Genomic DNA, 26,065 nt, shown 5'->3' on the forward strand with positions numbered 1-26,065 from the left:
TCAGCCCTTCTCGTCGTAGCGGACCTCGACGATCTCGTAGACGCGATTGCCGTTCGGTGTCTTGACGTCCACCGTCTCGCCCTCCTCGCGGCCGATCAGCGCACGGGCCAGCGGGGCCGAGACGGCCAGGCGGCGCTCCTCCACGCTGGACTCGAGGTCGCCGACGATCTGCCAGTGGACTTCCTCGGCGCCCTCCACGTCTTCCAGCAGCGTGACGTGCGCGCCGAACACGACCTTGCCCTGGACGTCGAGCTCGGCGACGTCGATGATCCGCGCGTGCGACAGGGAGCTCTCGAGTTCCTGGATCCGGCCCTCGATGAAGCCCTGCTGTTCGCGCGCCGCGTGGTATTCGGCGTTCTCCTTCAGGTCACCGTGGGCGCGCGCCTCGGCGATCGCCTCGATGATCTTGGGTCGTTCTTCCTTCTTCAGGCGCTTGAGTTCTTCGCGCAGGCGCTCGGCGCCCTGCTTGGTCAGCGGTGTCTGCTGCGACATGGTTGCCTCAGTCTGTTGAATGGAGTTCCGCGAGCGGTACGACTTCCCGCTCCTGCCAGTGCTCGAGGGCGCGCAGCGTGGCGCGAGCGCCGGCGATCGTGGTGGAGTAGTTGACCTTTCTCTGCAGCGCTTCGCGCCGGATCGAGAACGAATCGGTGATCGCCTGGCGACCCTCGGTGGTGTTGACGATGTAGTCGATCTCGCGGTTCTTGATCAGGTCGACGATGTGCGGTCGACCCTGGATCACCTTGTTGATGTAGTCGCAGGGCACGTCGTTTTCAACCAGGAACTTCCAGGTGCCCTCCGTGGCGACCAGCTCGAAGCCCCGCTCGACCAGTTCGCGCGCGACCGGCAGCAGGGCCTGCTTGTCGGCGTCGCGCACGGACAGGAAGGCCCGCCCGGAGTGGGCGGCCTGGATGCCCACGCCCTGCTGGCCGCGGGCGACCGCCGCCCCGAAGGTCTGGCCCACGCCCATGCACTCGCCCGTCGAGCGCATCTCGGGTCCGAGGATCGGATCCACGCCGGGGAACTTGATGAACGGGAAGACCGGCTCCTTGATCGAATAGAACCGGGTTTCGAGATCTTCCGTAATCCCCTGTTTTTCCAGCGTTTCACCCACCATGCAGTGGGCCGCGATCTTGGCCAGGGGCACGCCCGTGGCCTTCGAGACGAACGGCACCGTGCGCGACGCCCGGGGATTGACTTCGAGCACGAAGATGTCGTCCCCGCGGACCGCGAACTGGACGTTCATCAGGCCGACCACCTTCAGCGCCAGTGCCATCCGGCGGGTCTGGTCGGCGATCTCGGCGATGATCTCCGGCGCGAGGGAGAACGGCGGCAGGCTGCAGGAGGAATCACCTGAGTGCACGCCGGCCTGCTCGATGTGTTCCATGATGCCGCCGATCACCACCCGTTCGCCGTCACACACCGCGTCCACGTCGACCTCGATCGCGTGGTCGAGGAACCGGTCGAGCAGCACCGGCGAGTCGTTCGAGACGCTGACGGCTTCGCGCATGTAGCGCTTGAGCTCGTCGACGCCGTGGACGATGTCCATGGCCCGGCCGCCGAGTACGTAGGACGGCCGCACGACCAGCGGAAAGCCGACCTCGGCGGCCAGCACGATGGCCTCGTCCGGCGTCCGCGCGGTGCGGTTCGGCGGCTGCTTGAGCCCCAAGCGGTTGAGCAGGTCCTGGAAGCGCTCGCGGTCCTCGGCCAGGTCGATCGAGTCCGGCGTGGTGCCGATGATCGGCACGCCGGCCGCCTCCAGGTCGCGCGCCAGCTTCAGCGGCGTCTGGCCGCCGAACTGGACGATCACGCCCTCGGGCTTCTCGACGTCGATGATCGCCAGCACGTCCTCGAGGGTCAGCGGCTCGAAGTACAGGCGGTCCGAGGTGTCGTAGTCGGTCGACACGGTCTCGGGGTTGCAGTTGACCATCAGGGTCTCGAAGCCGAGATCGCGCATGGCCATCGCCGCGTGAACGCAGCAGTAATCGAACTCGATGCCCTGGCCGATCCGGTTCGGGCCCCCGCCGAGCACCATGATCTTGCGGCGATCGGTGGGACGCGCTTCGCTCTCCCCTTCCCAGGTGCCGTACATGTACGCGGTCGTCGTCGCGAACTCCGCCGCGCAGGTGTCGACCCGCTTGTAGACCCGGCGCACGTCCAGGGTCTGGCGCAGGTGGCGCACGGCGCGCTCGGAGGCCCCGAGCAGGGTCGCCAGGCGCGCGTCGGAAAAGCCGTGGCGCTTGAGCTCGTGGAGGCGATCCGCGCCCAGCGATTCGAAGCCCGTGCGGCGCACCTGGGCCTCGATCTCGACCAGCTCCAGCAACTGGTCGAGGAACCAGGGGTCGATCCGGGTCAGGCGCTGGACCGTATCGAAGTCGAGCCCGCGGCGGAACGCCTCGGCCACGTAGAGGATCCGCTCGGGCCCCGCTTCGCGAAGCTCGCGCCGCAGCAGCGTGTCCGCATCCAGGTCGGGGTGCTCGTCCAGCGGCATCTCGTTGAAGCCGTCCAGGCCGATCTCGAGACTGCGCAGCGCCTTCTGCACCGACTCCTTGAACGTGCGGCCGATCGCCATCGCCTCGCCGACGGACTTCATCTGCGTGGTCAGGCGCTTGCTCGCGGCCGGGAACTTCTCGAACGCGAAGCGCGGGATCTTGGTCACGATGTAGTCGATCGTCGGCTCGAAGGAGGCCGGCGTGGCGCCGCCGGTGATCTCGTTCTCCAGCTCGTCGAGCGTGTAGCCGACCGCGAGCTTGGCGGCGACCTTGGCGATCGGGAAGCCGGTCGCCTTCGATGCCAGCGCCGAGGAGCGCGACACGCGCGGGTTCATTTCGATGACGACCATGCGGCCGTCCTCCGGATTGATCGCGAACTGCACGTTCGATCCGCCGGTCTCGACGCCGATCTTGCGCAGCACCGCGATCGACGCGTCGCGCATCCGCTGGTACTCGCGATCGGTCAGGGTCTGGGCCGGGGCCACGGTGATCGAATCCCCCGTGTGGATGCCCATCGGATCGAAGTTCTCGATCGAGCAGATGATGATGCAGTTGTCCGCCTTGTCGCGGACCACTTCCATCTCGAACTCCTTCCAGCCCAGCACCGATTCCTCGAGCAGCACTTCGTTGGTCGGCGACAGCTCCAGGCCGTGGGCGACGATCTCGACGAACTCCTCGGTGTTGTAGGCGATGCCGCCGCCGGATCCGCCCAGCGTGAAGGACGGTCGGATGATCGTCGGGAAGCCGATCCGCTTCTGGATCTCCATCGCCTCGTCCATCGAATGGGCGACTTCGGCGGTGCACGATTCCAGGCCGATCTCGGCCATCGCGGTCTTGAACCGGTCGCGGTCCTCGGCCATGTCGATGGCGTCGCGCGACGCACCGATCAACTCGACGCCGAACTCCTCGAGCACGCCCTCGCGAACCAGGTCCAGCGCGCAGTTCAGCGCGGTCTGGCCGCCCATCGTGGGCAGCAGCGCATCGGGCCGCTCGCGCCGGATCACCTCGCGTACGTACTCCCACTTCACGGGCTCGATGTAGACCGCGTCGGCGATCTCCGGGTCGGTCATGATCGTGGCCGGGTTGGAGTTGACCAGGATCACCCGGTACCCCTCGCTCCGCAGCGCCTTGACCGCCTGCACGCCCGAGTAATCGAACTCGCAGGCCTGCCCGATCACGATCGGCCCGGCGCCGATGATCAGGATGGATTGGATGTCTGTACGTTTCGGCATGGCGTCAGTGGTCAGGGGTCAGGGACTAGGGGCTAGTGAAACCACGGTTTCACCTTCGGACGGATCGCGAACATAGCCACGCAACTTGGACTCGATCGCTCGCAACATACGGCCGATTTCCATGAGTTCGGAGTGAATACCAGCCGCTCGTTCGTCGTCCAGGTAGCGGACCCTGTAAGCGATCTCGATCTGAGTCTCGAGCTCCGCCAGGGAGCCGATCGCGATCGACACGAAGCGAGCGTAATCCTTCGTCGACCTTCGTGCGTTTCCTTCTGCGATGTTGGACGGGACGGAGACCGCTGTTCTTCGGATCTGCTGGGTCAACGCGAATCGTTCGCTGTCGGGAAAGCATTCGGTCAGCGCATATACTTCCTCGACAACGTCCATCGAGCGCTGCCACACCTTGAGTTCTCGATAGCTTCGAAGCTGCATCACTAGTCCCTGACCCCTAGTCCCTCGACCCGCGTTCTTCACGCATCATTTCAACGAACGCCTGGAACAGTGGCCGGAGGTCGTGGGGGCCGGGGCTGGCTTCGGGGTGGCCCTGGAAGCCCATGGCGGGGGCGTCGGTGATACGGATGCCCTGCAGGCTGCCGTCGAACAGCGAGCGGTGGGTGGCCTCGACGCGCTCGGGCAGGCTGGCTTCGTCGACCGCGAAGCCGTGGTTCTGGGACGTGATCATGACCCGACCGGTGGCCAGGTCCTGGACCGGGTGGTTCGCGCCGTGGTGGCCGAACTTCATCTTGACCGTCCGGGCGCCTGCGGCCAGGGCCAGCAACTGGTGGCCCAGGCAGATGCCGAAGGTCGGAACGGCACGATCCAGCAGCGTGCCGATCGCCTGGATCGCGTAGTCGCAGGGTTCCGGGTCGCCGGGGCCGTTCGACAGCATGACGCCATCGGGCGCGAGCGCCAGCACCTCGTCGGCCGGCGTCGTCGCGGGCACCACGGTGACGCGGCAGCCAGCGTCGACCAGCAGCCGCAGGATGTTGTGCTTGACCCCGTAGTCGTAGCAGACCACGTGCGGCGCCGGCTCGACCGGCGTCGGCGTGCGGGACTCGATCGCCGGCGAGCCCTCCGACCATTCGTGGCGCTCCGCGCAGGTGTTCTCGCGGGCCAGGTCCCGGCCGGTCATCGGCGGGCAGGCCCGGGCGGCTTCCAGCGCTTCGGCGGGATCGACCTCGTGATCGACCAGGATGCAACCGTTCTGGGCACCGTTCTCCCGCAAGAGCGCGGTCAGCGCACGCGTGTCGATGCCGCCGATCGCGACCACGCCCTGCTCGACGAGCCACTCCGGCAGGGGCAACGTCGACCGCCAGGAACTCGCTCGCCGCGGGCAGTCGCGGACGATCAGGCCGGCCGCGCGGGCGCGGTCCGACTCGTTGTCCTCGGGGTTGGTGCCGGTGTTGCCGATGTGCGGCATGGTCAGGGTGACCAGCTGGCCGGCGTAGCTGGGATCGGTCAGGATCTCCTGGTAGCCGGTCATCGCGGTGTTGAACACCACCTCGCCGACCGCCTTTCCGGGCGCACCAAAGCCGAACCCGGAAAACAGCGAACCGTCTTCCAGCGCCAGAACTGCCTTGAGATTGGACAAATCGTGCCTCCCGATTCGCGAAGCGGCGTTCGGGAAGCTCGGTGAGATCGAGGCCCCGGGAACGCCGCTCGTCGAAGGGTCGCGTTGCGACCGGTTCGAGAGAGCATTCTACGCCACATCGGCGGGCCGGTGGCCGCGCAGGGGGCCACCGGGAGTGGGCCGGAATCGATCGGCGACCCGGTCGGCCGGACCGCAGCGCCCGGCGTCGGCGCCGCTCCGGAATCCGTGGAGCAGTCAGTCGCGTGCGGGCTCGGCGTCCCCGTCGGCGAGCAGGTCGGACAGGCCGTAGCGGCCCGGCGACCGGCCCACCATCCAGCGGGCCGCCCGCAGCGCGCCGCGCGCGAACAGGCTGCGGTCCGCAGCCCGGTGGGCAAGGGTCAGGCGTTCACCGGCCCCCAGGAAGTGGATCTCGTGCTCCCCGACCACGTCGCCGCCGCGCAGCGCCTGGATGCCGATCCGGCCCGGGCGCCGCCGGCCGCCGCGATCGCCGTGGTCGAAGGACGAACCAGCCTCGAGGCCGCGCCCGGCGGCAGCCGACGCGGCGAGAGCCAGCGCGGTGCCCGACGGAGCATCGACCTTGTGCCGGTGGTGGGTCTCGAGGATTTCGATGTCGAAGTCGTCGCCCAGGCGCCGCGCCGCTTCGCGGACCAGCGCGTCGAGGACGTGGACCCCGATCGAGAAATTGGCCTCGTGGCAGATCGCGATCCGCTCGGCGGCGGTGTCCAGCGCGGCGCGCTGGGCTTCATCGAGCCCCGTGGTACCGCTGACGAACGGCAGTCCGAAGTCCTCGGCGATCGAGAGCGCATGCAGCGCGGACCCGGGACTGGAAAAGTCGATCACGACCTCGGCATCGTCACGGCCCTGCAGCGGGTCGCCGGAGCGTCCCCGGCCGACGATCGTGAGCGTCGAATCCGCTTCCGCCAGCGATTCGATCAGTCGGCCGATCCGGCCGCTCGCGCCGTTCAGAAGAATGTTCAAGCGGGTCTCCGGTCGAACCGTCCGGGGCCAGTATAGCCGTGCCGCCCGGGGAATCCGGACGGGTTCAGAAGCCCATTCGATCGAAGAAATCGCGCACGCTGTCGGTCCAGCCACGCGACTTCGGGCTGTGGTCGACGCTCTGATCGGCGCCGAGGCTGTCTTCGAACTTCTTCAGCAGGTCCTTCTGCTCGCGGCTAAGATTGACCGGCGTTTCGACCAGCACCCGCACCATCAGGTCGCCGGACCGGGAACTGCGGACCGACTTGACGCCCTTGCCCTTCAGACGGAAGGTCTTGCCGGTCTGGGTTTCGGCGGGAATCTTCAGCATGACCGAGCCATCGAGGGTCGGCACCTTGATCTGGCCGCCGAGCATCGCGGTCGTCACGGGAATCGGGATTTCCGCGAACAGCTGGTCGCCGTCACGCGTGAACAGCTTGTGGGGGCGCACGTGGATGTCCACGTACAGGTCGCCGGCGGTTCCGCCCTGCAGGCCGGCCCCACCCTCGCCCGACAGGCGGATGCGGTCGCCCTCGTCAACGCCAGGCGGCACCTTGACCTGCAGCGTGCGGGTTTCGCGAACCTGGCCGGTCCCGTCGCAACTGGTGCACGGATCGCTCACTTCGCGTCCGCTCCCGCCGCAGTTCGGGCAGGTCTGCTGGACCGAGAAGATGCCCTGCTGCATCCGCACCTGGCCGGCGCCGTTGCAGGTCGAACAGACGTTCATCTTGCCGCTGGTCGAGCCCGAGCCGCTGCAGTCCGAACACTTGCCGATGCCGGGCACCCGGATCTCGCGTTCGACGCCCTTCACCGCCTCTTCGAGGTCCAGTTCCAGCGTGTAGCGCAGGTCATGGCCGCGCCGCGAGCGCGCCTGGCCGGCGCCGCCGCGACGACGGCCGCCACCGAAGATGTCGCCGAAGATATCGCCGAAGATGTCGTTGATGTCGCCGAAGCCGGCACCGCCGGCCCCGGCACCGCCGAACCCGCCCGGACCCTGGCCGTTGATCGCATCGTGGCCGTAGCGATCGTAGGCCGCGCGCTTCTGCGGATCCTTCAGGACCTCGTAGGCGAGCTTGGCTTCCTTGAACTTGTCCTGCGCCGTATCGTCATCGGGATTGCGATCCGGGTGGTACTTCATCGCAAGACGGCGATAGGCCTTCTTCAGTTCGTCGTCGCCGGCGTCGCGCTTGACGCCCAGCACTTCGTAGAGATCGCGTTGGCTCATCGTCGTTCGGCCCCAGTGTTCCATTCGGCACACGCCGCCGGATCGGGCCGGCGGCGTGCGCTTCCATGCGCTGTTCGGTCGTTCGCGAAATCCTTCCAGGAACCGACCGCAGCGCGTTCGACCGTCGACGGATCACGGCCCGAACGGACCGACGATCCGCGTCCGATCACTTCTTGTCGTCGTCGACCTCGGTGAACTCCGCGTCGACCACGTCCTCGCCGTCGTCGCTGCCGTCGGCGTCGGCCGACTCGCCCCCGGCGCCCTGCTGGGCCTGCGCGGCGGCCTGGTACAGCGCCGCGGCGGCTTCCTGCAGTTCGTTGACGGCCGACTCGATCGCCTCCTTGTCGTCACCCTTCAGCGACTCCTCGACCTTGGCGATGCCGTCCTCGATGGCCTTCTTCGCATCGTCGGGCAGCTGCTCGCCCTGTTCGTCGAGCATCGAGCGCGTGGAGTGGACCATCGCATCGGCGTTGTTTCGCGTCGTGACCAGCTCGTGGAAGCGCTTGTCTTCTTCGCGGTGCGCTTCGGCGTCGGAGACCATCTTCTCGATCTCCTCTTCGCTGAGGCCCGAACCGGCCTTGATCTCGATCCGCTGTTCCTTGCCGGTTTCCTTGTCCTTGGCCGACACGTGCAGGATGCCGTTGGCGTCGATGTCGAAGGTCACCTCGATCTGCGGCATGCCGCGCGGCTTCGGCGGGATGCCGGCCAGGTCGAAGCGCGCCAGGGACTTGTTGGCAGCGGCCTGCTCGCGCTCGCCCTGGAGCACGTGAACGGTGACCGCGCTCTGGTTGTCCTCGGCGGTGGAGAACACCTGGGAGGCCTTGGTCGGGATCGTCGTGTTCTTCTCGATGAGCTTCGTGAACACGCCGCCCAGGGTCTCGATGCCGAGCGACAGCGGGGTCACGTCCAGCAGCAGCACGTCCTTGACATCGCCCTGCAGCACGCCGCCCTGGATCGCCGCACCGACCGCGACCGCTTCGTCGGGATTGACGTCCTTGCGCGGCTCGCGGCCGAAGAATTCCTGGACCGCCTTCTGGACCATCGGCATGCGCGTCTGGCCGCCGACCAGGATGACTTCGTCGATCTCGGCGATCTTCAGTCCGGCATCGTTCAACGCCGTGCGGCACGGCTCGATCGAGCGCTTGACCAGTTCTTCGACCAGCGATTCCAGCTTCGCCCGGGTCACCTTGATGTTCAGGTGCTTCGGGCCCGATGCGTCGGCCGTGATGTACGGCAGATTGACCTCGGTCTGCTGGCTGGACGAGAGTTCGATCTTGGCCCGCTCGGCGGCTTCCTTGAGGCGCTGCAGCGCGAGCGGATCCTTCTTCAGGTCCACACCCTGGTCCTTCTTGAACTCGGCGATCAGGTAGTCGAGCAGGCGAGTGTCGAAGTCCTCGCCCCCGAGGAAGGTGTCACCGTTGGTCGCCAGCACCTCGAACTGCTTCTCGCCGTCGACATCGGCGATTTCGATGATGGACACATCGAAGGTGCCGCCGCCGAGGTCGTAGACCGCGACCTTGCGATCCTTGCCCTGCTTGTCCAGCCCGTAGGCCAGCGCGGCAGCGGTCGGTTCGTTGATGATCCGGCGGACGTTGAGACCGGCGATCTTGCCGGCGTCCTTGGTGGCCTGGCGCTGGGAGTCGTTGAAGTAGGCCGGCACGGTGATCACGGCTTCCTCGACCTTCTCGCCCAGGTAGTCCTCGGCGGTCTTCTTCATCTTCATGAGCACGCGCGCGGAAATCTCCGGCGGCGCCATCTTCTTGCCGTCGACCTCGACCCAGGCATCCCCGTTGTCGGCTTCGACGATCTTGTAGCTGACCAGGTCGCGGTCCTTCTGCACGACCTTTTCGTTGTACTTGCGTCCGATCAGGCGCTTGACCGCGTACAGCGTGCGGTCGGGGTTGGTCACGGCCTGCCGCTTCGCGGGCTGGCCGACCAGCACCTCGTCGTCCTTGGTGAAGGCGACGATCGACGGCGTGGTCCGATCGCCTTCGGCGTTCTCGATCACACGCGTCTTGCCGCCTTCCATCACGGCAACGCACGAATTCGTGGTTCCCAGGTCGATTCCGATGATCTTGCTCATGGCTTCAGCATCCCGTTGGTTCGAATCTGATTCTCGATGTCACTTCGGGTGACATGGATGACGCGAGGCCTCGACCTCGCCGGCTACTTCGGTGAATGGGGCTGGCCGGCCCCGTTTTCAAACCCTTCCGACGCGCCCGACCGCCCCGACCGGGCAAGGGCCTCAGGGCGCCTTTGCGACCACCACGCGCGCCGGGCGCAGAAGGCGGCCGTTCAGCGCGTACCCCTTCTGCAGGACCTCGATCACGCTGTCGGGTTCGGCGTCTTCGCTCGGCACCGCGGTCATAGCCTCGTGCCAGCTCGGATCGAACGGCTTGCCCGCCGGATCGATGGTTTCCAGGCCGTGCGCTTCGAGCACCTTCAGGGCCAGCTTGCGAGTCAGCGCCAGGCCCTCGACCGCGCTCGACCCGTCGCCGTCGCCGACCGACTCCATGGCCTGGTCCAGCGAGTCGAGCACCGGGACGAAGTCGCGCATCACGCGCTCCAGCGCGAACTTGCGCGCCTTGTCCATCTCGCGCTCGAGGCGGCGCTCCTGGTTGACCATCTCGGCCTGGCTGCGGGCCAGCGCCTCGGTCAGGCGTTCGACCCGCGCGCCGAGGTCGGCTTGCGCTCCGTCCGCGGCCTCTGCCCGTCCGGATCCGGCGTCTGCACTCTCCTGGTCGGCGGCGTCCGCTTCGGGAGATTCGGGCCGCGCATCCGACGACTCGGCATCGCCGGAGCGATCCGCGCCGGCGCGGCGCGCGTCTTCCTTGCGCTCGCCATCGTTCCGCGCGTCCGGGCGCTGTTCGTCCTGCGCTGCGGTCGTGGATTCCGGGGATGTGTCCTGCGAACGGTCCTGCTCGCTCATGGGCAACGGCTCCTTGGGCTGGTCGGCGCGCCTCGGCCGGCGGCGCCGACATTCGATTGAATGTGTCGACGGGGCGCAACATGGGGCCCGGTCGAAGCGAATCCAACCGATACAATAGCGAGACACTTCTTCTGCCGACCGGCCGGGCCGGACCGACCCAGGACTCCATGCTGCGTTCGCTTGCCATCCGGGACTTCACGATCATCGACCGGCTCGAGCTCGAGTTCGGCGCCGGCTTCGGCGCGATCACCGGCGAGACCGGGGCCGGCAAGTCGATCCTGATCGACGCCCTCGGCCTGCTGCTGGGCGACCGCGCCGACTCCGCGGTGGTCGCGACCGATGCGGATCGCGCCGAGCTCAACGCCCTGTTCCAGCTCGATCCGGATCACCCGGCCAGGGCCTGGCTCGCCGAACAGGCGATGGACGACGGCGATGAACTGCTGCTGCGCCGATCGGTGCCGGCCGACGGCGCCTCGCGCGGCTGGATCAACGGCCATCCGGCCACGGTCGGACAGATGAAGGACCTGGGCACCCTGCTGGTCGAGATCCACGGCCAGCACGAACACCAGCGCCTGGCCGACCCGGTCCATCAGCGACGCTGGCTGGACCGGGGGGTACCCGTGGAGCTGCGCCGCGCGGTTCGCGACGCCGCCCGTTCGCACGCCGATGCGCGTCGCGAACTCGCCGCACTGGACGAAGACACGGACGCCGATCCGGAGCTCCTGCGATTCCAGCTCGACGAACTCGACGCGCTGGACCTCGGCGACACCGAACTGGCGGACCTGGAGGCCGAACAGCGCCGCCTCGCGTCGGTCGAGGACCTGCAGCGCGCCGCCGCCGCCGCGATCGCCGCCCTGGACGGCGACGCCGACGGCAGCGATGCCGGAGCGGTCGCGCTGACCGTCCGCGGAATCCGCGCGATCGACGGCGTGACCGACCGGGACCCGGCGTTCGCGGAGGCACGGGAAATGCTCGCCACGGCCCGGGTCCACCTCGAGGAATCGGGCCGGACCCTGACCCGCCTGGCCGAAACGCTGGAAGCCGATCCCGAGCGCCTCGACGCGGTCGATCGCCGGCTGGGCCGGATCATGGAACTGGCGCGCAAGCACCGCTGCGAGCCCGAAGCGCTCCCCGCCTTGCGCGGCGAGCTCCGCGATCGTCTCGAGCGGATCGACAATGCGGCCGAGGCGCGCGAACGGGCCGAGCAGACGCTGCGGCAGCGGAGAGCGGAGTGGCTGGACGCGTCACGCGCGCTCCACGAGGCCCGGCAGTCCGCCGCGAACTCGATCGGCGAAGACGTCGCCGACGCGCTGAGCGCCCTGGGCATGGACACGGCCCGCATCGAGTTCGAGATCGACTTCGACGAGGGTGCTGCGGTTGCAGACCACGGTGCCGACCGGGTCGATTTCCTGTTCAGCGCCAACCCCGGCCAGCCGCCGCGTGCCCTGAAGCGGGTCGCGTCCGGCGGGGAACTGTCGCGCCTGAGCCTGGCGATGATCGTCGCGTCGGCGGAGCCCGCCCGGGGCGTGGTCCGGATCTTCGACGAGATCGACGCCGGCGTCGGCGGCGAGACGGCCCACCGGGTCGGCGAGTTCCTGCATCGTGCCGGCGCCGACGGCCAGGCGTTCTGCGTCACTCACCTCGCCCAGGTGGCGGCCCGTGCGGACCGGCAGTACCGGGTCGTCAAGCAATCCGCCGACGGCCGGACGCGGGTTCGGGTGGACGCGCTGGATTCGGAGGCGAGGGTCGCCGAACTGGCGCGGATGCTGGGCTCGACCACCGGGGAAACGAGCCGGCGTCACGCCGAAGCATTGCTCGAGGGGCGCGAGGCCTGACGCCCGGCACGAAGTCCGGGCCCCTGCGCCGCGGGCTCAGCCCCGCTTGCGACTGCCCTTCTTCTGCACGTAGAGCACCAGCGAGTGGTCGACGATCTCGAAGCCGTGCTTGCTCGCGATCTCGTCCTGCAGGCGCTCGATGTCGGCGTCGAAGAACTCCACCACTTCGCCCGTATCGAGGTCGACCATGTGATCGTGGTGGCCGCCCTCGTCCAGCTCGTAGCAGGCTTGCGGCGCACGGCCGGAGCCGTCGTCGAACATGTGCTTGCGCACCAGGCCGGCGGTTTCGAACTGGTTCAGCACGCGGTAGACGGTGGCCAGGCCGATGTCTTCGCCCTGGTCGATCAGCAGCCGGTGAACGTCGTCGGCGGTGACGTGCTTCTGGTCGGCGCCGTCGAGCAACTGCAGGATGCGCAGCCTCGGCAGCGTGACCTTGAGCCCGGCCTTGCGCAGTTCGCGGGTTTCTTCGGACATTCGGGGACCACCGGATAAGCGGAGCCGTATTGTATCATTCGGGTCGTTTTCGACGCGGTACTTCCTGCCCATGATCCGACTCTTCCTGCTCGCGCTCGCCCTCCTCGCCGGCGGCTGCAACGTCATCTACAAGCAGAACATCCCGCAGGGCAACGTGCTCGACGAGGACGACATGGAGCAACTGAGCGTGGGGCTGACCAAGCGCCAGGTCCTGGTGCTGCTCGGGTCGCCCGCCGTGCAGAGCCCGTTTCACGCCGACCGCTGGGACTACGTGAATTCCTTCGCCCGCAGCGGCGACAAGGCCGAGCGCCGCACCTTGACCGTCCTGTTCGAGAACGACCGGGTGGTCGATTTCCACGGCAACTACCTCGACGATGCGGGCATTGCCGGCGTCGACCCGGAGGAGCTGGAAATCATCGACCCGGAGAGCAACCAGCCGATCCTGCCCCGGCGCGATCGCGACGACGACGACGTGATTCCGCCGGCCGAACCGCCGCGCTGAACGGGAGCCGCCGGGCCCTCAGCCGTTTCGGCGCTCGGCATTGAGCCGGCGCACTTCCTTCGGGTCCAGCTTCAGCGGCCGATACAACTCGACCCGATCGCCGTCGGCCAGCACCCGGTCCGGCCGACACAGCACACCGAAGATGCCGACATGGTCGTCGCGAACGTCCAGGTCCGGGAACCGCTGCTCGAGCCCGGAGGCCCGGATCGCGTCGGCCACGGTGCTGCCGGCGGGCAATTGGAGGGGAACCACCGCCTGTCGCTCCGGCCACGCCGCGGCGACTTCCACCCGCACTCGTTCGCCCTCGTCCGGCACGGCCATTTCAGCCGTATAGCGCGTCGGCACGCCGGCAGAAATCGTCGACCATGCGATTGGCGACCGAGACGAAGCCCCGGTTGAATGCGGCGGCGAGTACGGGGCTGTCGAAATCGAAACTCAGCATCAATTCGACCTTGCAGCCGATCCCGAGGTCGCCGAACCGCCATTCTCCGCCGAAGCGTCGGAACGGGCCCTCGTCGAGGTTCATCGTCAGACGCTCGCCCGGCTCCAGTTCGTTGCGGGTCGTGAACTTGCGGGTCACTCCGGCGACGCTGACCTCCAGCGACGCCAGCTGGTGATGCTCGTCCTGCTCGTGGACTTCGGCCGAACGCACCCAGCCGAGAAAGCTCGGGTAGTGCTCGACGTCGCAGACCAGCTCGTACATCTGCTCCGGTGAATGGGTGACCAGTGCGGATCGGTTGACTTCAGGCATGGCCGGCATGATACCCAACCCATCGCGAAGCGGGCGACGCGAGCGATCCCCGGCCCTGCGGCGGCACAGCCGCACTGCCGCCGATCCAGTAGACTGCCGCGAAGCGGCTCGAACCGTTTTCGCACCCCGACCCAGACCACGGCCTTTCGACCATGAGCTCCTCGTCGCCCTCTTCGTCGTCCTCCACCATCGCCCTGAACAAGCGCGCCCGCTTCGAGTACCAGCTCGAGGACCGGACCGAGTGCGGCATTTCGCTGCTGGGCTGGGAAGTCAAGTCGCTGCGCGCCGGCAACGTGCAGTTCGGCGAAAGCCACGTGCTGCTTCGCGGCGGCGAGGCGTTCCTGTTCGGCTGCGTGATCCAGCCGATGACTTCGGCGTCGACCCACGTCGACACCGACCCCATGCGAACCCGGCGCCTGCTGCTGCACAAGCACGAACTCGACACCCTGATCGGCTCGGTCGAGCGCAAGGGCTACGCGCTGATTCCCACCGCGATGTACTGGAAGAAAGGCAAGGTCAAGGTCGAGATCGCGCTGGCCAAGGGCAAGAAGCAGCACGACAAGCGCCGGGCGCAGAAGGAACGCGACTGGGAGCGCGAGAAGGGCCGGATCCTCAAGCAGCGCTGAGCCGAGCGCGGTCGGCCCGGCCGAACACGATGGCGTCCATCGCGATCACGCCGCCCAGCCAGCCGCCATCGATCACTTCGACCTCGTCCAGCCCGCCGGCTGCGGCCGCGACCACCAGGGGCAGGTAATGCTCCGACGTCGGATGCGCGCGCGCCGCCCCCGGAGCGTCATTCCAACCCGAACACAGCCTTTCGGCATCCCCGTCGGAGATCGCCTCGATCAGCCACGACCGGAAAGCCCGCGCCTCCCGTCGACCTCGCTGGCCGTCGTCGAACAGGTCCTGCAGGCCGTGCGTCAGGCTGCCGGAGCCGACGACCAGTACGTCCAGTTCCCGCAGCGGCGCAAGGGCGCGACCCAGTTGCCACGCCGAAAGGCCGTCGAGGGTTCTCGGCAGCGACACCTGTACGACCGGAACATCGGCGTCGGGGAAGAGATGCAGCAGCGGCACCCAGGCGCCGTGGTCGAGCCCGCGACTCGGGTCGAGCCGCGCGGTCCGGCCCGCGGCGCTCACCAGGTCCACGGCCAGGGCGGCCAGCGCCGGATCACCCGGTGCCGGGTAGACGATCTCCCGTAGCGCGGGGTCGAAACCCCGGAAGTCGTGGATCGTCGGCGGCGCCGGGTGACCGGTGACGCGCAGGTCATCGGTCTGCCAATGCGCCGAGACGACCACGACTGCCCGGGGGCGTGCCAACTGCCGGCCCAGCATCGTCAGCCGGTGGCCGATCGCGCCGGGGTCCAGCGCGAAGGTCGGCGCGCCGTGCGATACGAAAAGGCTGGGCAGCATCTCAGCCGTGCGCCTTCCGATCGGTGATCGCGCCGGTGATCGCGCCGGTGATCGCGCGATCGACGGACCAGCGCCCTGCACCACTGAAGGCCAGCGAGATCGAGATCGCGAGCAGCGACAAGGCGAACTCGTAGCCGTTGTTCGCCATGAACAGGCCGTTTCCGATGTGGACCGCCAGGATCGCGACCAGCATGGTGATGGCCAGAATGGCCGCGGCGGGCCGGACCAGGAGTCCGATCAGCAGCGCGATGCCTCCGAAGAACTCGGCGCTGCCGGCGAGGAGGGCCATCAGCCAGCCCGGCTCCAGCCCGATCGAGGCCATCCACTGGCCGGTGCCCTCCAGGCCGTAGCCGCCGAAGCTGCCGAACAGCTTCTGCGCACCGTGGGCGATGAAGATGATGCCGGCACTCAGGCGGAGCGCCAGCGGCGCGAGCGAATCGGTCGTCGAAACCAGGCGTTGTACAGGGGTCGGTGCATTCATCGGTGGTTCTCCTCCAGTGATGGGTCGGTGTTCGGTTCGGTGTTCGGTTCGGTCGCCGGCCAGGTCCTGCCGCGGTCGAGATCCCGACGGAACACAGCGTATTTTTTCCACGCAGGAAGATAAACAGCTATATAATTGAAATGCCTTTTCGATTTCCGCAACAATGGATCGATTCACCGAAATGCAGGTCTTCGTCGCCGTCGTCGATGCCGGCAGCTTTACCGCAGCGGCGGATCGTCTGGATCTGTCGCGAGCCGCCGTTTCCCGCCATGTCGCGGCGCTGGAGCAGCGGCTCGGGGTCCGGCTGCTGAACCGGACGACCCGGTCGCTGTCCTTGACCGGCGATGGTGAACGGTTCCACGGCCGGGCCTCGGCACTGCTCGGCGAACTGGCCGAGGCCGAGGCCGAGCTGGCCGGCGCCGCCGAGCCACGGGGTCGCCTGCGGATCAATGTCCCGGTCTCCTACGGCCTGCTCCGTCTGGCCGGCCACTGGCCCGAATTCATGGCCAGGTTTCCCCTCGTCCGGCTCGACGTCACGCTGTCCGACCGCCTCGTCGACCTGGTCGAGGAAGGCTACGACCTGGCCGTCCGGATCGGCCGCCTGCCCAGCTCCAGCCTGGTGGCCCGCCGCCTCGCCACGACCCGACTGGTCCTGTGCGCGGCGCCCGACTACATCGAGCGTCACGGCGCGCCGGAATCGCCGGCCGACCTGGCAAGGCACGCCGTGCTCGCCTACAGCCTGTTCTCCGCCGGCGACCGCTGGCGATTCGACGGCCCGAACGGCAGCGAAGAGGTGAAGGTATCTCCAGTGTTCCGCTCCAACAGCGGGGACACCCTCGTCGCGGCGGCCGTGGCCGGCCGGGGCATCGTCCTGCAGCCGACCTTTCTCGTCGCGCGCGAGCTCGACCGGGGGCAGCTGACCGAACTGCTGCCGGGCTACAGCGCCGGCGAGCTCGGCGTCCACGCGGTCTATCCCGCCCACCGGCACATGCCGTCCCGGCTCCGCGCGCTGGTCGATTTCCTGGTCGAGGCCCACGCTTGAAGACGACCGCGTCCGCAGCCATGTATAGTGTCGAGACGGAACTCGTCCGCGCAGTCGCGGTCGTAGTTCCCGTACCACCGGGGGCGTACTGGCTTCGACGTGGATCGGACGTACCCTGGGGCATGCCGAGGAGGCAGCAATCCTCGTAAAACCTGGCTGCAAATTGTTAGTTGCCAACGACGACAACTACGCACTGGCCGCCTAAAAACCGGCCTGCTCTCCCCCGTTTGAGCCTGCGCTTTCGACGGGAGATCATTTAGCAGGATCGCTTCAGGTCGAGTCTCGGGGCCTGGAGTTAAACCAAACCGCGACTGGTCGTTCCACATGCCCTGCCCTTCGGGCGGTGGAATGACGAGAAACAATAGAACGGGCTAAGCATGTAGAACCAGGATCAGATGGTTCGCGGACGCGGGTTCGACTCCCGCCGCCTCCACCAGATCCCCGGAGAGAGAGCCGGCCATTGCGCCGGCTTTTTCGTGTCTGCCTGAACCAAGTCCGGCGGAAGTCGAACCCGCTTGGTTTGTACCCGGGCCTGCGGCCCGCGTCTTGCGCCTGGCGGCGCATCGACCCATGCGTCGCTACGCGACGATCCGATTGCGTGTACACCCACACGCAACGCCCCGCCGCCTCCACCAGATCCCCGGAAGGGACCAGCCATTGCGCCGGTCCCTTTTTTTATGGCCGGTTCGGGCGGGAGTCGAACCCGCCTTGTTTATATCCGAGGCTACGCCTCGCAGTCTGGCGCCTTTGGCGCCGCCGAACCGACGCTACGGTCTGTTGGAGGACGCTTGCGCGCGAACGCTTTCTGCTTTACCGCGAACACGGACCGCCAACATCACGGCATTGAACGTGCGTAACCTGCCGCTCGAAGGTGATCTACACTTCTTCGATGATCTCGCTGTCCTCGAATCAGCCCCTGATCGGCGGCCTTCTGATCGGCCTGGCGGCACTGATGCTCCTGGCACTTCTCGGCCGCATTCTCGGCGTCAGCGGCATCATCTGGAACGCGGTGCGCCATCCTCGCGATTCCGCCTGGCGGTGGTGGTTCGTCGGCGGCATCGTTACCGGTGCTGCCCTGCTGCACGGCGCCACCGGCCTGCCCGCCCCGGCCCCGAATCCCGCGGGGTGGCCCTGGGTCGTCGTGGCCGGCCTGCTGGTCGGGTTCGGAACACGCCTCGGAAGCGGCTGCACCAGCGGCCACGGGGTCTGCGGGATCGCTCGTCTTTCGCCGCGATCGATCGTCGCCACGCTGGTGTTCATGGCCCTCGGCGTGCTGACCGTCACGCTGGTCCGCCACGGCTTCGGGGGTCTGGCGTGAGGGCCTGGGCGAGCCTCGGCGCCGGCCTGCTGTTCGGCGGTGGCCTCGCCGTTTCAGGCATGACCGACACGTCCAAGGTGCTGGGCTTTCTCGACGTCTTCGGCGCCTGGGATCCGGACCTGGCCTTCGTGATGGGCGGTGCCCTGCTGGTCACGCTGATCGGATTTCGCTGGGTCCTCTCCGCATCCGCGCCACGAATGGCCGAGCGCTTCGACCTGCCGACGGCGACCGAAACCGATCCGCGCCTTCTCTCCGGCGCGGCGCTGTTCGGCATCGGGTGGGGCCTCTACGGCTACTGTCCCGGGCCGGCGGTCGCAGCGCTGGCGTACCTCGACTGGCAGGCCGGCCTGTTCGTACTCTCGATGCTGGCCGGCATGGGGTTGGCCGATCGGCTTGCCGTTCCAGTACCGGCATCGGCGGCCGGCGGTCCACCCACCGGGGACGGCCAGCCGGATTGAACTCCGCGGCACCGGACCCGATCACTGAATCCCCCCCACCGAGTCTTCATTCATGTCCGAAACCACTGCACGCGATTCCGCCCTTCTCACCATCGCCCTGTTTGCCGCCTTTTCGGACGGCGCCAAGCACGAACACGAACGCGAAGAGATCCGCCGCGTCGCCGATTCGCTGTCGGGCGACGGCGCGCCTGACCTGCGCGCGCTGTACCAGGACGTGCTGCTGAACCGCACCACGCTGGCCGAGGCAACCGCGGTCCTCGAGGAAGACGGCGAGAAGCACCTGGCCTACGAGATCGCGGTCGGGGTCTGCGACGCGGACGGCCGGATGACCGACGCCGAACGGTCGTTCCTGGATACGTTGAAGGCCCAGCTGGGTCTGGAGGCCGATGAGACCGACGACATCGAACGCGAAGCCGAGCAGGTGGTCGAGATGACCGAGGCAGCCGCGCCGGCCACCCTGCCCGTCTCGGCCAAGCCGGACCCGGGGCCGGCGGCCATGCCGCAGGTCGACGAGGCCGCGATGGACAAGCGCATCCTGAAGTACTCGATCCTCAACGGTGCGCTGGAGCTCCTTCCCCAGTCCTGGGCGTCGATGGCGATCATTCCGCTGCAGATCCGGATGGTCTATGGCATCGGCAAGGACTATGGCGTCGAGCTCGACCGCGGCCATATCAAGGAATTCCTCGCCACGCTGGGCGTCGGCATGACCTCCCAGTACGTCGAGCAGTTCGGCCGAAAGCTGATCGGCGGCCTGTTCCGCGCCGCCGCCGGGCGCGGCGTCGGACGCCTCGGCCGCAGCGCAACGAGCATGGCCTTCTCCTTCGCAACGACCTACGCCCTTGGCCAGGTGGCGAAGCGCTACTACGCCGGCGGGCGGCGGATGAGCACCGACCTGCTCAAGCGGACCTTCGAGGAGGTCCTGGGCTCGGCGAAGCAGATGCAGGGCGAATACGTCCCGCAGATCGAGCAGAAGGCGCAGACCCTGGACATGGGCGAAGTGATGGGGCTGGTCAAGGGCAGCCGGGTCTGAGCCGCCCGGCCGCAGCCCGTTTCAGTCGTCGCGGTCGGCGGCTGCGCGGCGCAGCCGGTCGCGGATGGCCTGCCAATCGGGCCCTTCGGGCACCGCTTCGACCAGGATGACCGCCGGCCCGCGGGCGTCGGCGCGGCGCAGGGTCGCATAGAGCTCGCGGGCGTAGTCCTCGGCCCGGTCGGCGATACGGAACCAGCGGCATTGGTCGTGCAACGCATCGGGTCCACGTCGTGCGAGTACGGCGACGCTGCCGGTTTCCAGAGCCTCGGCGACGGTGGCGTCGAGCGCCTCGGGCGCGACCAGTCTCAGCGGCGCTTCCGGCGCGTAGTGCGACGGCAGTCGCCCCGAAGCGCGAGGGCCTTCGTTCTCCGGGGCCTCGGCCAGGGGCATCCCGATCACCTCCTCGAGGTCGGCGGCGGCAATCATGCCCGGACGAAGCAGGCGCGGCGCATCGCCGCTCAGGTCGACGATGGTGGACTCGAGGCCCACGTCGCAGGCGCCGCCATCCAGCACCGCCACCACCTCGTCGTCGAACTCGTCGATCACGTGCGCCGCGGTGGTCGGGCTGACGTGGCCGAAGCGGTTGGCGGACGGCGCGGCCAGTGCGCCGCCGAAGCGCTTGAGGAGGGCCTGCGCGATCGGATGGGCGGGGACCCGCAGGCCGACGGTGGACTGGCCGCCGGTGATCACGTCGTCGACCCGAGGGCCGCGCTTCAGGATCAACGTCAGGGGCCCGGGCCAGAAGGCCGCGGCCAGGCGGCGTGCGGCGGCGGGCACATCGGCCGCCCAGCCGTCCAGAGACCCGGCGTCGGGCAGATGCACGATGACCGGGTGGTCGGCCGGGCGTCCCTTGGCGGCGAACACGCGCCGCACCGCGTCGGGATTGGCGGCGTCGGCCGCCAGCCCGTAGACAGTCTCGGTGGGAATGGCCACCAGCCGCCCCTCGCGCAGCCAGCCGGCGGCGCGCTCGAGGTCGGAGGCATCGATCCCCAGTCGAATCATCGGCGCGATCGTCCCGGTCTCAGAACTTTTCCGGGCGCAGGACTTCGACCTCGCCGAGCAGCAGGATCATGGCGTAGTCGTCGTAGTAGACCTTCTGCAGGTGCTCGGCGATCCGGCGCGCGGTGGGCTCGTCGCAGACCACTTCGACCCGGATGTTGCCGCTGGCCTCCCACCCGGCGTCGCGAACGCCGCGATGGCCCTTGCCGCGCGCGTTCACGATCGTGTAGCCGTGCGCTCCGAGCTTCTCGAGGTCGCGGGTCAGCGCCGACTCCAGCACCGCTTCGGTGATCACGGTCAGCAGCTTGCGTATGTTGTTGCGATTCGATTCCATCGACGACTCCATCGAAACCCGGCAGCGCCCTCAGCCGGCCGCGTGGGCCCATTCGGCAAAGGTCCAGTACAGGGGAATGCCGACCAGCACGTTGAACGGGAAGGTGATGCCCAGCGACGCGGTCAGCGACAGCGTCGGATTGGCCTGGGGCACCGAGATGCGCATGGCCGCCGGTACGGCGATGTACGACGAACTGGCGGCCAGTACCGCGAACAGCATCGTCCCACCCGGGCTCATGCCCATCAGCAGGGCCAGGCCCGTACCGATGGCGCCGAACACGACCGGGACCACGGTACCGAAGGGAAGCAGGAAGAGCCCGTAGCGCTTGAGGCTGCCCGCCTGGGCGGCCGCGATCAGCCCCATCTCGAGCAGGAATACCGCGAGGATGCCCTTGAACAGGTCGAAGAACAACGGTTCGATCGACGTCAGGCCTTCGGGCCCGGCGATCCACCCGATCAAGAGACCGCCGATCAACAGCACCACGCCCTTGCCGAGAAACACTTCGTGACCGATGCTCTTCCAGTCCATCTTCGCGCGGAGTCCGCGCGCCAGCACGATGCCGACCAGGATCGCGGGCATTTCCAGCACCACGAGCAGCAGCGGCAGGTGGGCTTCGTAGTCGATCTCGCGCGTCACCAGCCAGGCCACGGCGACGGCAAAGGTCCCGACGCTGACCGAGCCGTAGTGCGCGGCGATCGACGCGGCGTCGGCCCGCTTGAAGCGGCCGACGTGCAGCAGCACCGGATAGATCAGCAATGGCAGCGCGATGCCCATCACGATCGCGACGACGACGTCGGGCAACACCGAGAGGAACGGCTGCTCGGCGAGTTCGACGCCGCCCTTCAGGCCGATCGAAAGCAGCAGCAGCATGGAAACGAAGTCGTAGATCGCCGAGGGCAGGCGCAGCTCGGCGCGCAGCAGTCCGGCGGCCAGGCCGAAGAGGAAGAACAGCAGGATCGGGTCCATGCGGTCAGTCCTCCAACCGCCAGGCGACGCGGCCACCGGCGCGCAGGGGAACGATGGTCGAATCGGCGAACGGGAGCTCTTCGGGAACGGACCAGGGCGAGCGCGTCAGCGTGATCGTGCCGCGATTGCGCGGCAGCCGATAGAAGTCCGGACCGTGATGGCTGGCGAAGCCTTCCAGGCGGTCCAGCCTGCCGGTCGCCTCGAACACTTCGGCATACAGTTCGATCGCGTTCGGCGCGCTGAACACGCCGGCGCAACCGCAGTCGGATTCCTTCGCGCCCTTCGGGTGCGGCGCCGAATCGGTGCCGAGGAAGAATTTCGGGCTGCCCGAGGTGGCGGCCTCGACCAGCGCCCGGCGATGGCGCTCGCGCTTGATCAGCGGCAGGCAGTAGTGATGCGGACGCAGGCCGCCGTCGAACAAGGCGTTGCGGTTCAGCATCAGGTGGTGGACGGTCACGGTCGCCGCGACCCGGTCCGGGGCCGCGGACACGAAGTCGACCGCATCCGACGTGGTCACGTGCTCGAGCACCATGCGGAGCTCGGGAAGATCGCGCACCAGCCGATCGAGATGCCGTTCGATGAACACCGCCTCGCGATCGAACACGTCGATCTCGCCGTCCGTGACTTCACCGTGCAGCAGCAGCGGGAGATCGACCTCCTGCATCGCCTCGAGCGCCGGCATGGCGCGCGCCAGGTCGGTCACGCCGCTGTCGGAGTTGGTGGTCGCACCGGCCGGGTAGTACTTGACCGCATGAACGAACTCGCATTCCGCCGCCCGACGGATCTCGTCCGGCGTTGTGTTGTCGGTCAGGTAGAGGGTCATCAGCGGCTCGAAGGCAGCCTCGGCGGGCATCGCCGCGAGGATGCGATCGCGGTAGGCTGCGGCTCGCGCCACCGTGGTCACCGGTGGCTTGAGATTGGGCATCACGATCGCCCGCGCGAAGCACCGTCCGGTGGCGCCGAGCACGTCGGACAGTGCTTCACCGTCACGCACGTGCAGGTGCCAGTCGTCGGGTCGGGTCATGACGAGTCGATCGGTGGCCACGTCGAACTTCCGGGCAGGATTTCGTGCATTCTACCGGGACCGACCCGCTCGATCCCGACCTTCCCGATTCGTTAGGATGAACCCATGACCTTTGCCGTTCTCTCGATCGTCTGCGGGCTCGTCCTGCTCTTGTGGAGCGCGGAACGCTTCGTCGTTTCGGCCTCGGAACTCGCCTCCCGGCTCGGCATGTCGCCATTGCTGATCGGCATGATCGTCGTCGGCTTCGGCACCTCGGCGCCGGAGCTGACCGTGTCCGTGCTCGCCTCCGCGGGCGGCAACCCCGGCATCGCGCTCGGCAATGCCTACGGGTCCAATATCACCAACATCGCGCTGATCCTCGGCCTGACGGCGGTGATCAGTCCGATCGCGGTGCAGTCCAGCGTCATCCGCCGCGAACTTCCGGCGCTGCTCGGCGTCACCGCGCTGGCCGCGTGGCAGCTCCTCGACGGGGAAGTTTCGCGGCTGGACGCCGGGGTGTTGCTGGCGGTGTTCGCCGCCCTGCTCGGCTGGAGCCTTCTCGAGGCCCGGCGGCAACCGGCCGACGAACTCGGACGGGACGTCGCGCAGGAACTGGAGGTGCGACCCGACGCATCGCCCCGGCGCAGCCTGGCCTGGCTGGTCGTCGGCCTGGTCGTGCTGATCGCGAGCTCCCGGCTGCTGGTCTGGGGCGCGGTCGAGGTGGCGCAGGCGCTGGGCATGAGCGACCTGGTCATCGGCCTGACCATCGTCGCGGTCGGCACGTCGCTTCCAGAGCTGGCCTCGTCGCTGGTCGCCGCCCGCCGCGGAGAACACGACCTGGCGGTCGGCAACATCGTCGGCTCGAACCTGTTCAATACGCTGATGGTGATCGGCGCGGCCGGGCTGACCCGCCCGCTGCCGGTCGGCGACAAGCTGCTCACCCGCGACCTCCCCGTGCTGGGCGGGGTCACCCTTCTGCTGCTGGTGATGGCGATCGGCGTCCGCGGCCCGGGCCGGATCAACCGGATCGAAGGCGGTGTCCTTCTCGCGGTCTTCGTCGCCTACACGGCCTGGCTGCTGACCTGAACCCGGCGCTGCGCTAGGTCGACCCGACCAGCCACTGCCAGAGGGGCACGGTCGCGGCGGAAAACAGCACACCCCAGGCCACCATCGCCGAGGCCAGCTCCGGCGCCAGCCGGGCGCTGGAGGCGAGTGCGGCGGCCGTGATCATCGGCGGCATCGCGGACTCCAGCACCACCACGTCGCGAATCGGCGAGTCCGTGCCCAGCACCAGCGCAAGTCCGAGCGCGGCCGCAGGCAGGACCAGCAGCTTTCCTGCGAGCCCGAAGACCAGCGGCCATCGGTACTCGGCCACGAGGCGAAGTTTCAGCTGCAACCCGACCGCCAGCGTGACCAGCGGCAGCAGCATGTCCGCCAGCGTCCCGGCCAGGGCCGAGAGCCAGTCCGGAAACCATGCGTTGCCGAGCAGCAGCGCCGCGACCAGCGCGACGAACGGTGGAAAGGTCACCACGCGTCGAACGATGGCGCCGAACGCGGGCGCGTCGCCCTCGCCGAACCAGGCCAGCACGAACAGGACGTGGGTGCAGACGATCAGGAACGAGCCGAACTGGTCGTAGACCACCGCATAGCGGACGAACTCGGCGCCGAGTAGCGCCTCGACCAGCGGAAAACCCAGGAACGACGTGTTGCCGAGCGGGATCAGCACCAGCAGCACCGCGGTCACCGGCCGGGAGAACCCGAACAGGCGTGCGCCGAGCAGGACGAGCCCGATCGTCAGGACCAGCAGCAGCCAGGGCACGACGATCAGCGGCAGGAGCGCCCAGGAGGCTTCCAGCGTGGGCACATGGATGAAGATCAGCGCCGGCAGGCAAAGCACGATCACGACCCGGTTGAGCGTGTCGGCGGCGTTCACCGGCAGCACCCGGGCGGCCGCGAACAGCCGCCCGAGGGCGATCAGCAGGAGGATGGTGCCGTAGGCCGCCATCGCCGTCGGTCAGAGGGCGTTCACGCGTCGGGCCTCACAGCCCCTCCAGCACGTCCGCACCTTCGGGGACCTGGAACTCGAAGGTGCCGGGTTCGATCGCCGCGTTGCGCTCGATGTTCTCGAGCGTCAGCCGCGTCGACTGGCCGAAGGGGTCGAACAGGTCCAGCGCGTAGGGCATCGCGTCGACGAAGGTCAGGCGCGCCATCTCGATGCCTGCGTCCTCGGCCAGCGGTTCGAAGCGCAGCACGTTCGGTTCGCTCGACGGCAGCACGCGATAGAAGGTCTCGAGCAGGTCCGGGCGGGTCAGCACCAGCATCGGCGAATCCTCCGGCGCCGGCTGCGGCCGGACCGTGACCTGTTCCAGCGCCTCGTCGTAGTGCCACAGCTGCTCGCCGTCGGCGACCAGGGCCTGCGGGAACGGCTCGAGGTAGTCCCAGCGGATGCGGTCCGGGGCCTGGAAGGCCATCCGACCGGAACTCTGCTCGACCACCTCGTCGCGGCCGTCGACGGTGATCTGGGTGAACTCGGCGGTCAGGCTGTCCAGGTCCGCCGCGAACGCGTCGAGCAGCGTGCGCGCGTCGTCCTGCGCCAGCGCCGGCGCGGCGGCCAGCAGCAACGATCCGGCAAACAGCATCGGTAGTCTCACGGCGGTACCCCGGTTCGAAATCATGGTGGGATTATGACCGCCCCGCCCTGAACGGTGGCTGAAGTCTCCCCTTCGCCCGGCAGGGCCGGCCAGCCAGCGTATTGCAGTGCGGAGATCGATCCGGCAGCTCGGAGCCCTCGACTGTGGGAGTGAGCTCGCGAGCGAACATCGGCTTCCAGCACGACGCCCTGCATCACCGGACCACTGATTGCGGAGTGGACCGGGCGTCCCCCGGTGGCCGCCCCCCCGGATCCGATCCGGGGCAGGCTCCGCGCAGCGACCGGAGCGCACGCGCATGTGCGTGGGGATCGCGAGCACTGCCGGGCGCCGTTCGCGCAGCGATGCCTGGCAGGATGGGATTGGCGCTGGG

Annotated in this window: 27 protein-coding genes, 1 tRNA gene and 1 other RNA gene; 9 read left to right on the top strand and 20 right to left on the bottom strand. The window is 68.2% G+C overall.

What is annotated here, in order from left to right; translation table 11 throughout:
- The 8 genes from greA to KUV67_01115 all read right to left on the bottom strand — a co-directional run bounded on the left by greA (position 1) and on the right by KUV67_01115 (position 10,441).
- The gene (gene greA / locus KUV67_01080; protein MBY6203462.1) at positions 1–492 is read right to left on the bottom strand and encodes a transcription elongation factor GreA; all 492 of its coding nucleotides are present in this window, start codon (positions 490–492) and stop codon (positions 1–3) included.
- Positions 493–499: 7 nt separating this feature from the next.
- Positions 500–3,721 (bottom strand): carbamoyl-phosphate synthase large subunit, encoded by a 3,222-nt coding sequence (carB, locus tag KUV67_01085; GenBank protein MBY6203463.1) that lies wholly within the window; start codon positions 3,719–3,721, stop codon positions 500–502.
- A gap of 18 nt (positions 3,722–3,739) precedes the next feature.
- Entirely contained in the window at positions 3,740–4,153 is a 414-nt protein-coding gene (locus KUV67_01090) for a four helix bundle protein (protein MBY6203464.1), read from the bottom strand.
- Between the two features lie 16 nt (positions 4,154–4,169).
- Complete coding sequence (gene carA, locus KUV67_01095) at positions 4,170–5,327, bottom strand: glutamine-hydrolyzing carbamoyl-phosphate synthase small subunit (GenBank protein ID MBY6203465.1); 1,158 nt, start codon at positions 5,325–5,327, stop codon at positions 4,170–4,172.
- A gap of 219 nt (positions 5,328–5,546) precedes the next feature.
- The gene (gene dapB, locus KUV67_01100) at positions 5,547–6,290 is read right to left on the bottom strand and encodes a 4-hydroxy-tetrahydrodipicolinate reductase (protein MBY6203466.1); all 744 of its coding nucleotides are present in this window, start codon (positions 6,288–6,290) and stop codon (positions 5,547–5,549) included.
- 64 nt (positions 6,291–6,354) lie between these two features.
- A complete protein-coding gene (gene dnaJ / locus KUV67_01105; GenBank protein MBY6203467.1) occupies positions 6,355–7,512 on the bottom strand; it encodes a molecular chaperone DnaJ in 1,158 nt (385 codons plus the stop codon).
- A 166-nt stretch (positions 7,513–7,678) separates the two neighbouring features.
- Positions 7,679–9,595 carry a molecular chaperone DnaK gene (gene dnaK, locus KUV67_01110; GenBank protein MBY6203468.1) on the bottom strand — a complete coding sequence of 639 codons (1,917 nt, stop codon included), beginning with the start codon at positions 9,593–9,595 and terminating at the stop codon, positions 7,679–7,681.
- A 162-nt stretch (positions 9,596–9,757) separates the two neighbouring features.
- Positions 9,758–10,441 (bottom strand): nucleotide exchange factor GrpE, encoded by a 684-nt coding sequence (locus KUV67_01115; GenBank protein ID MBY6203469.1) that lies wholly within the window; start codon positions 10,439–10,441, stop codon positions 9,758–9,760.
- A gap of 167 nt (positions 10,442–10,608) precedes the next feature.
- Here KUV67_01115 and recN point away from each other — a divergent pair, with 167 nt between their 5' ends.
- Complete coding sequence (gene recN, locus KUV67_01120; GenBank protein MBY6203470.1) at positions 10,609–12,276, top strand: DNA repair protein RecN; 1,668 nt, start codon at positions 10,609–10,611, stop codon at positions 12,274–12,276.
- A 36-nt stretch (positions 12,277–12,312) separates the two neighbouring features.
- On the opposite strand, the gene fur is transcribed toward recN, so the two are convergent.
- The gene (fur, locus tag KUV67_01125) at positions 12,313–12,750 is read right to left on the bottom strand and encodes a ferric iron uptake transcriptional regulator (protein MBY6203471.1); all 438 of its coding nucleotides are present in this window, start codon (positions 12,748–12,750) and stop codon (positions 12,313–12,315) included.
- 70 nt (positions 12,751–12,820) lie between these two features.
- Here fur and KUV67_01130 point away from each other — a divergent pair, with 70 nt between their 5' ends.
- Positions 12,821–13,252, top strand: coding sequence for an outer membrane protein assembly factor BamE (locus KUV67_01130; GenBank protein MBY6203472.1), 432 nt, complete (start codon positions 12,821–12,823; stop codon positions 13,250–13,252).
- An 18-nt stretch (positions 13,253–13,270) separates the two neighbouring features.
- Here the strand turns inward: KUV67_01130 and KUV67_01135 are convergent, their stop codons facing one another.
- The gene (locus tag KUV67_01135) at positions 13,271–13,573 is read right to left on the bottom strand and encodes an RnfH family protein (protein MBY6203473.1); all 303 of its coding nucleotides are present in this window, start codon (positions 13,571–13,573) and stop codon (positions 13,271–13,273) included.
- 1 nt (position 13,574) lies between these two features.
- Positions 13,575–14,003: a type II toxin-antitoxin system RatA family toxin gene (locus KUV67_01140; GenBank protein MBY6203474.1), complete on the bottom strand. Its 429-nt coding sequence runs from the start codon at positions 14,001–14,003 to the stop codon at positions 13,575–13,577.
- 152 nt (positions 14,004–14,155) lie between these two features.
- Here KUV67_01140 and smpB point away from each other — a divergent pair, with 152 nt between their 5' ends.
- A complete protein-coding gene (gene smpB / locus KUV67_01145; GenBank protein MBY6203475.1) occupies positions 14,156–14,629 on the top strand; it encodes an SsrA-binding protein SmpB in 474 nt (157 codons plus the stop codon).
- Here the strand turns inward: smpB and KUV67_01150 are convergent.
- Together KUV67_01150 and KUV67_01155 are read right to left on the bottom strand one after the other, a co-directional pair.
- A complete protein-coding gene (locus KUV67_01150; protein MBY6203476.1) occupies positions 14,616–15,413 on the bottom strand; it encodes a dioxygenase in 798 nt (265 codons plus the stop codon). The genes smpB and KUV67_01150 overlap by 14 nt on opposite strands.
- A 1-nt stretch (position 15,414) precedes the next feature.
- Complete coding sequence (locus tag KUV67_01155) at positions 15,415–15,894, bottom strand: DoxX family protein (GenBank protein ID MBY6203477.1); 480 nt, start codon at positions 15,892–15,894, stop codon at positions 15,415–15,417.
- 163 nt (positions 15,895–16,057) lie between these two features.
- Here KUV67_01155 and KUV67_01160 point away from each other — a divergent pair, with 163 nt between their 5' ends.
- The gene (locus tag KUV67_01160) at positions 16,058–16,936 is read left to right on the top strand and encodes a LysR family transcriptional regulator (GenBank protein ID MBY6203478.1); all 879 of its coding nucleotides are present in this window, start codon (positions 16,058–16,060) and stop codon (positions 16,934–16,936) included.
- Between the two features lie 79 nt (positions 16,937–17,015).
- Positions 17,016–17,372: a transfer-messenger RNA gene (gene ssrA, locus KUV67_01165) on the top strand.
- Between the two features lie 246 nt (positions 17,373–17,618).
- Here ssrA and KUV67_01170 read toward each other — a convergent pair.
- Positions 17,619–17,699 (bottom strand) — tRNA-OTHER (locus KUV67_01170).
- A 126-nt stretch (positions 17,700–17,825) separates the two neighbouring features.
- Between KUV67_01170 and KUV67_01175 the strand changes: the two genes are divergently transcribed.
- Genes KUV67_01175 through KUV67_01185 form a run of 3 tightly spaced genes read left to right on the top strand, consistent with a single transcriptional unit; the run spans position 17,826 to position 19,742 of the window.
- Entirely contained in the window at positions 17,826–18,254 is a 429-nt protein-coding gene (locus KUV67_01175) for a YeeE/YedE family protein (GenBank protein ID MBY6203479.1), read from the top strand.
- Entirely contained in the window at positions 18,251–18,712 is a 462-nt protein-coding gene (locus tag KUV67_01180) for a YeeE/YedE family protein (protein MBY6203480.1), read from the top strand. The genes KUV67_01175 and KUV67_01180 overlap by 4 nt, the downstream gene beginning before the upstream one ends.
- A gap of 52 nt (positions 18,713–18,764) precedes the next feature.
- Positions 18,765–19,742 carry a DUF533 domain-containing protein gene (locus tag KUV67_01185; GenBank protein MBY6203481.1) on the top strand — a complete coding sequence of 326 codons (978 nt, stop codon included), beginning with the start codon at positions 18,765–18,767 and terminating at the stop codon, positions 19,740–19,742.
- Positions 19,743–19,763: 21 nt separating this feature from the next.
- Here the strand turns inward: KUV67_01185 and KUV67_01190 are convergent, their stop codons facing one another.
- The 4 genes from KUV67_01190 to pyrC are packed head-to-tail and all read right to left on the bottom strand — an operon-like array spanning position 19,764 to position 23,065.
- A complete protein-coding gene (locus tag KUV67_01190) occupies positions 19,764–20,744 on the bottom strand; it encodes a threonylcarbamoyl-AMP synthase (protein ID MBY6203482.1) in 981 nt (326 codons plus the stop codon).
- A 19-nt stretch (positions 20,745–20,763) separates the two neighbouring features.
- Complete coding sequence (locus tag KUV67_01195) at positions 20,764–21,075, bottom strand: hypothetical protein (protein MBY6203483.1); 312 nt, start codon at positions 21,073–21,075, stop codon at positions 20,764–20,766.
- 30 nt (positions 21,076–21,105) lie between these two features.
- Positions 21,106–22,041, bottom strand: a complete 936-nt coding sequence (locus KUV67_01200; GenBank protein MBY6203484.1) for a sodium-dependent bicarbonate transport family permease — start codon at positions 22,039–22,041, stop codon at positions 21,106–21,108.
- A 4-nt stretch (positions 22,042–22,045) separates the two neighbouring features.
- Complete coding sequence (gene pyrC / locus KUV67_01205; GenBank protein ID MBY6203485.1) at positions 22,046–23,065, bottom strand: dihydroorotase; 1,020 nt, start codon at positions 23,063–23,065, stop codon at positions 22,046–22,048.
- A 105-nt stretch (positions 23,066–23,170) separates the two neighbouring features.
- On the opposite strand from pyrC, the gene KUV67_01210 reads away from it, so the two are divergent.
- Entirely contained in the window at positions 23,171–24,130 is a 960-nt protein-coding gene (locus KUV67_01210) for a calcium/sodium antiporter (protein ID MBY6203486.1), read from the top strand.
- Positions 24,131–24,143: 13 nt separating this feature from the next.
- Here the strand turns inward: KUV67_01210 and KUV67_01215 are convergent, their stop codons facing one another.
- Both KUV67_01215 and lolA read right to left on the bottom strand, forming a co-directional pair.
- Positions 24,144–25,049 carry an AEC family transporter gene (locus KUV67_01215; protein MBY6203487.1) on the bottom strand — a complete coding sequence of 302 codons (906 nt, stop codon included), beginning with the start codon at positions 25,047–25,049 and terminating at the stop codon, positions 24,144–24,146.
- Between the two features lie 34 nt (positions 25,050–25,083).
- A complete protein-coding gene (gene lolA, locus KUV67_01220) occupies positions 25,084–25,683 on the bottom strand; it encodes an outer membrane lipoprotein chaperone LolA (protein MBY6203488.1) in 600 nt (199 codons plus the stop codon).
- Positions 25,684–26,065 lie beyond the last annotated feature (382 nt).

The sequence above is a fragment of the Halomonas denitrificans genome, assembly GCA_019800895.1.
GTDB lineage: Bacteria > Pseudomonadota > Gammaproteobacteria > Xanthomonadales > Wenzhouxiangellaceae.

Coding starts and splice junctions, on each gene's coding strand:
- greA (MBY6203462.1), bottom strand. CDS start 492: ATGTCGCAGCAGACACCGCTGACCAAGCAGGGCGCCGAGCGCCTGCGC.
- carB (MBY6203463.1), bottom strand. CDS start 3,721: ATGCCGAAACGTACAGACATCCAATCCATCCTGATCATCGGCGCCGGG.
- KUV67_01090 (MBY6203464.1), bottom strand. CDS start 4,153: ATGCAGCTTCGAAGCTATCGAGAACTCAAGGTGTGGCAGCGCTCGATG.
- dnaJ (MBY6203467.1), bottom strand. CDS start 7,512: ATGAGCCAACGCGATCTCTACGAAGTGCTGGGCGTCAAGCGCGACGCC.
- dnaK (MBY6203468.1), bottom strand. CDS start 9,595: ATGAGCAAGATCATCGGAATCGACCTGGGAACCACGAATTCGTGCGTT.
- KUV67_01115 (MBY6203469.1), bottom strand. CDS start 10,441: ATGAGCGAGCAGGACCGTTCGCAGGACACATCCCCGGAATCCACGACC.
- recN (MBY6203470.1), top strand. CDS start 10,609: ATGCTGCGTTCGCTTGCCATCCGGGACTTCACGATCATCGACCGGCTC.
- fur (MBY6203471.1), bottom strand. CDS start 12,750: ATGTCCGAAGAAACCCGCGAACTGCGCAAGGCCGGGCTCAAGGTCACG.
- KUV67_01130 (MBY6203472.1), top strand. CDS start 12,821: ATGATCCGACTCTTCCTGCTCGCGCTCGCCCTCCTCGCCGGCGGCTGC.
- KUV67_01135 (MBY6203473.1), bottom strand. CDS start 13,573: ATGGCCGTGCCGGACGAGGGCGAACGAGTGCGGGTGGAAGTCGCCGCG.
- KUV67_01140 (MBY6203474.1), bottom strand. CDS start 14,003: ATGCCTGAAGTCAACCGATCCGCACTGGTCACCCATTCACCGGAGCAG.
- smpB (MBY6203475.1), top strand. CDS start 14,156: ATGAGCTCCTCGTCGCCCTCTTCGTCGTCCTCCACCATCGCCCTGAAC.
- KUV67_01150 (MBY6203476.1), bottom strand. CDS start 15,413: ATGCTGCCCAGCCTTTTCGTATCGCACGGCGCGCCGACCTTCGCGCTG.
- KUV67_01155 (MBY6203477.1), bottom strand. CDS start 15,894: ATGAATGCACCGACCCCTGTACAACGCCTGGTTTCGACGACCGATTCG.
- KUV67_01160 (MBY6203478.1), top strand. CDS start 16,058: ATGGATCGATTCACCGAAATGCAGGTCTTCGTCGCCGTCGTCGATGCC.
- KUV67_01175 (MBY6203479.1), top strand. CDS start 17,826: ATGATCTCGCTGTCCTCGAATCAGCCCCTGATCGGCGGCCTTCTGATC.
- KUV67_01185 (MBY6203481.1), top strand. CDS start 18,765: ATGTCCGAAACCACTGCACGCGATTCCGCCCTTCTCACCATCGCCCTG.
- KUV67_01190 (MBY6203482.1), bottom strand. CDS start 20,744: ATGATTCGACTGGGGATCGATGCCTCCGACCTCGAGCGCGCCGCCGGC.
- KUV67_01195 (MBY6203483.1), bottom strand. CDS start 21,075: ATGGAATCGAATCGCAACAACATACGCAAGCTGCTGACCGTGATCACC.
- KUV67_01200 (MBY6203484.1), bottom strand. CDS start 22,041: ATGGACCCGATCCTGCTGTTCTTCCTCTTCGGCCTGGCCGCCGGACTG.
- pyrC (MBY6203485.1), bottom strand. CDS start 23,065: ATGACCCGACCCGACGACTGGCACCTGCACGTGCGTGACGGTGAAGCA.
- KUV67_01210 (MBY6203486.1), top strand. CDS start 23,171: ATGACCTTTGCCGTTCTCTCGATCGTCTGCGGGCTCGTCCTGCTCTTG.
- KUV67_01215 (MBY6203487.1), bottom strand. CDS start 25,049: ATGGCGGCCTACGGCACCATCCTCCTGCTGATCGCCCTCGGGCGGCTG.
- lolA (MBY6203488.1), bottom strand. CDS start 25,683: ATGCTGTTTGCCGGATCGTTGCTGCTGGCCGCCGCGCCGGCGCTGGCG.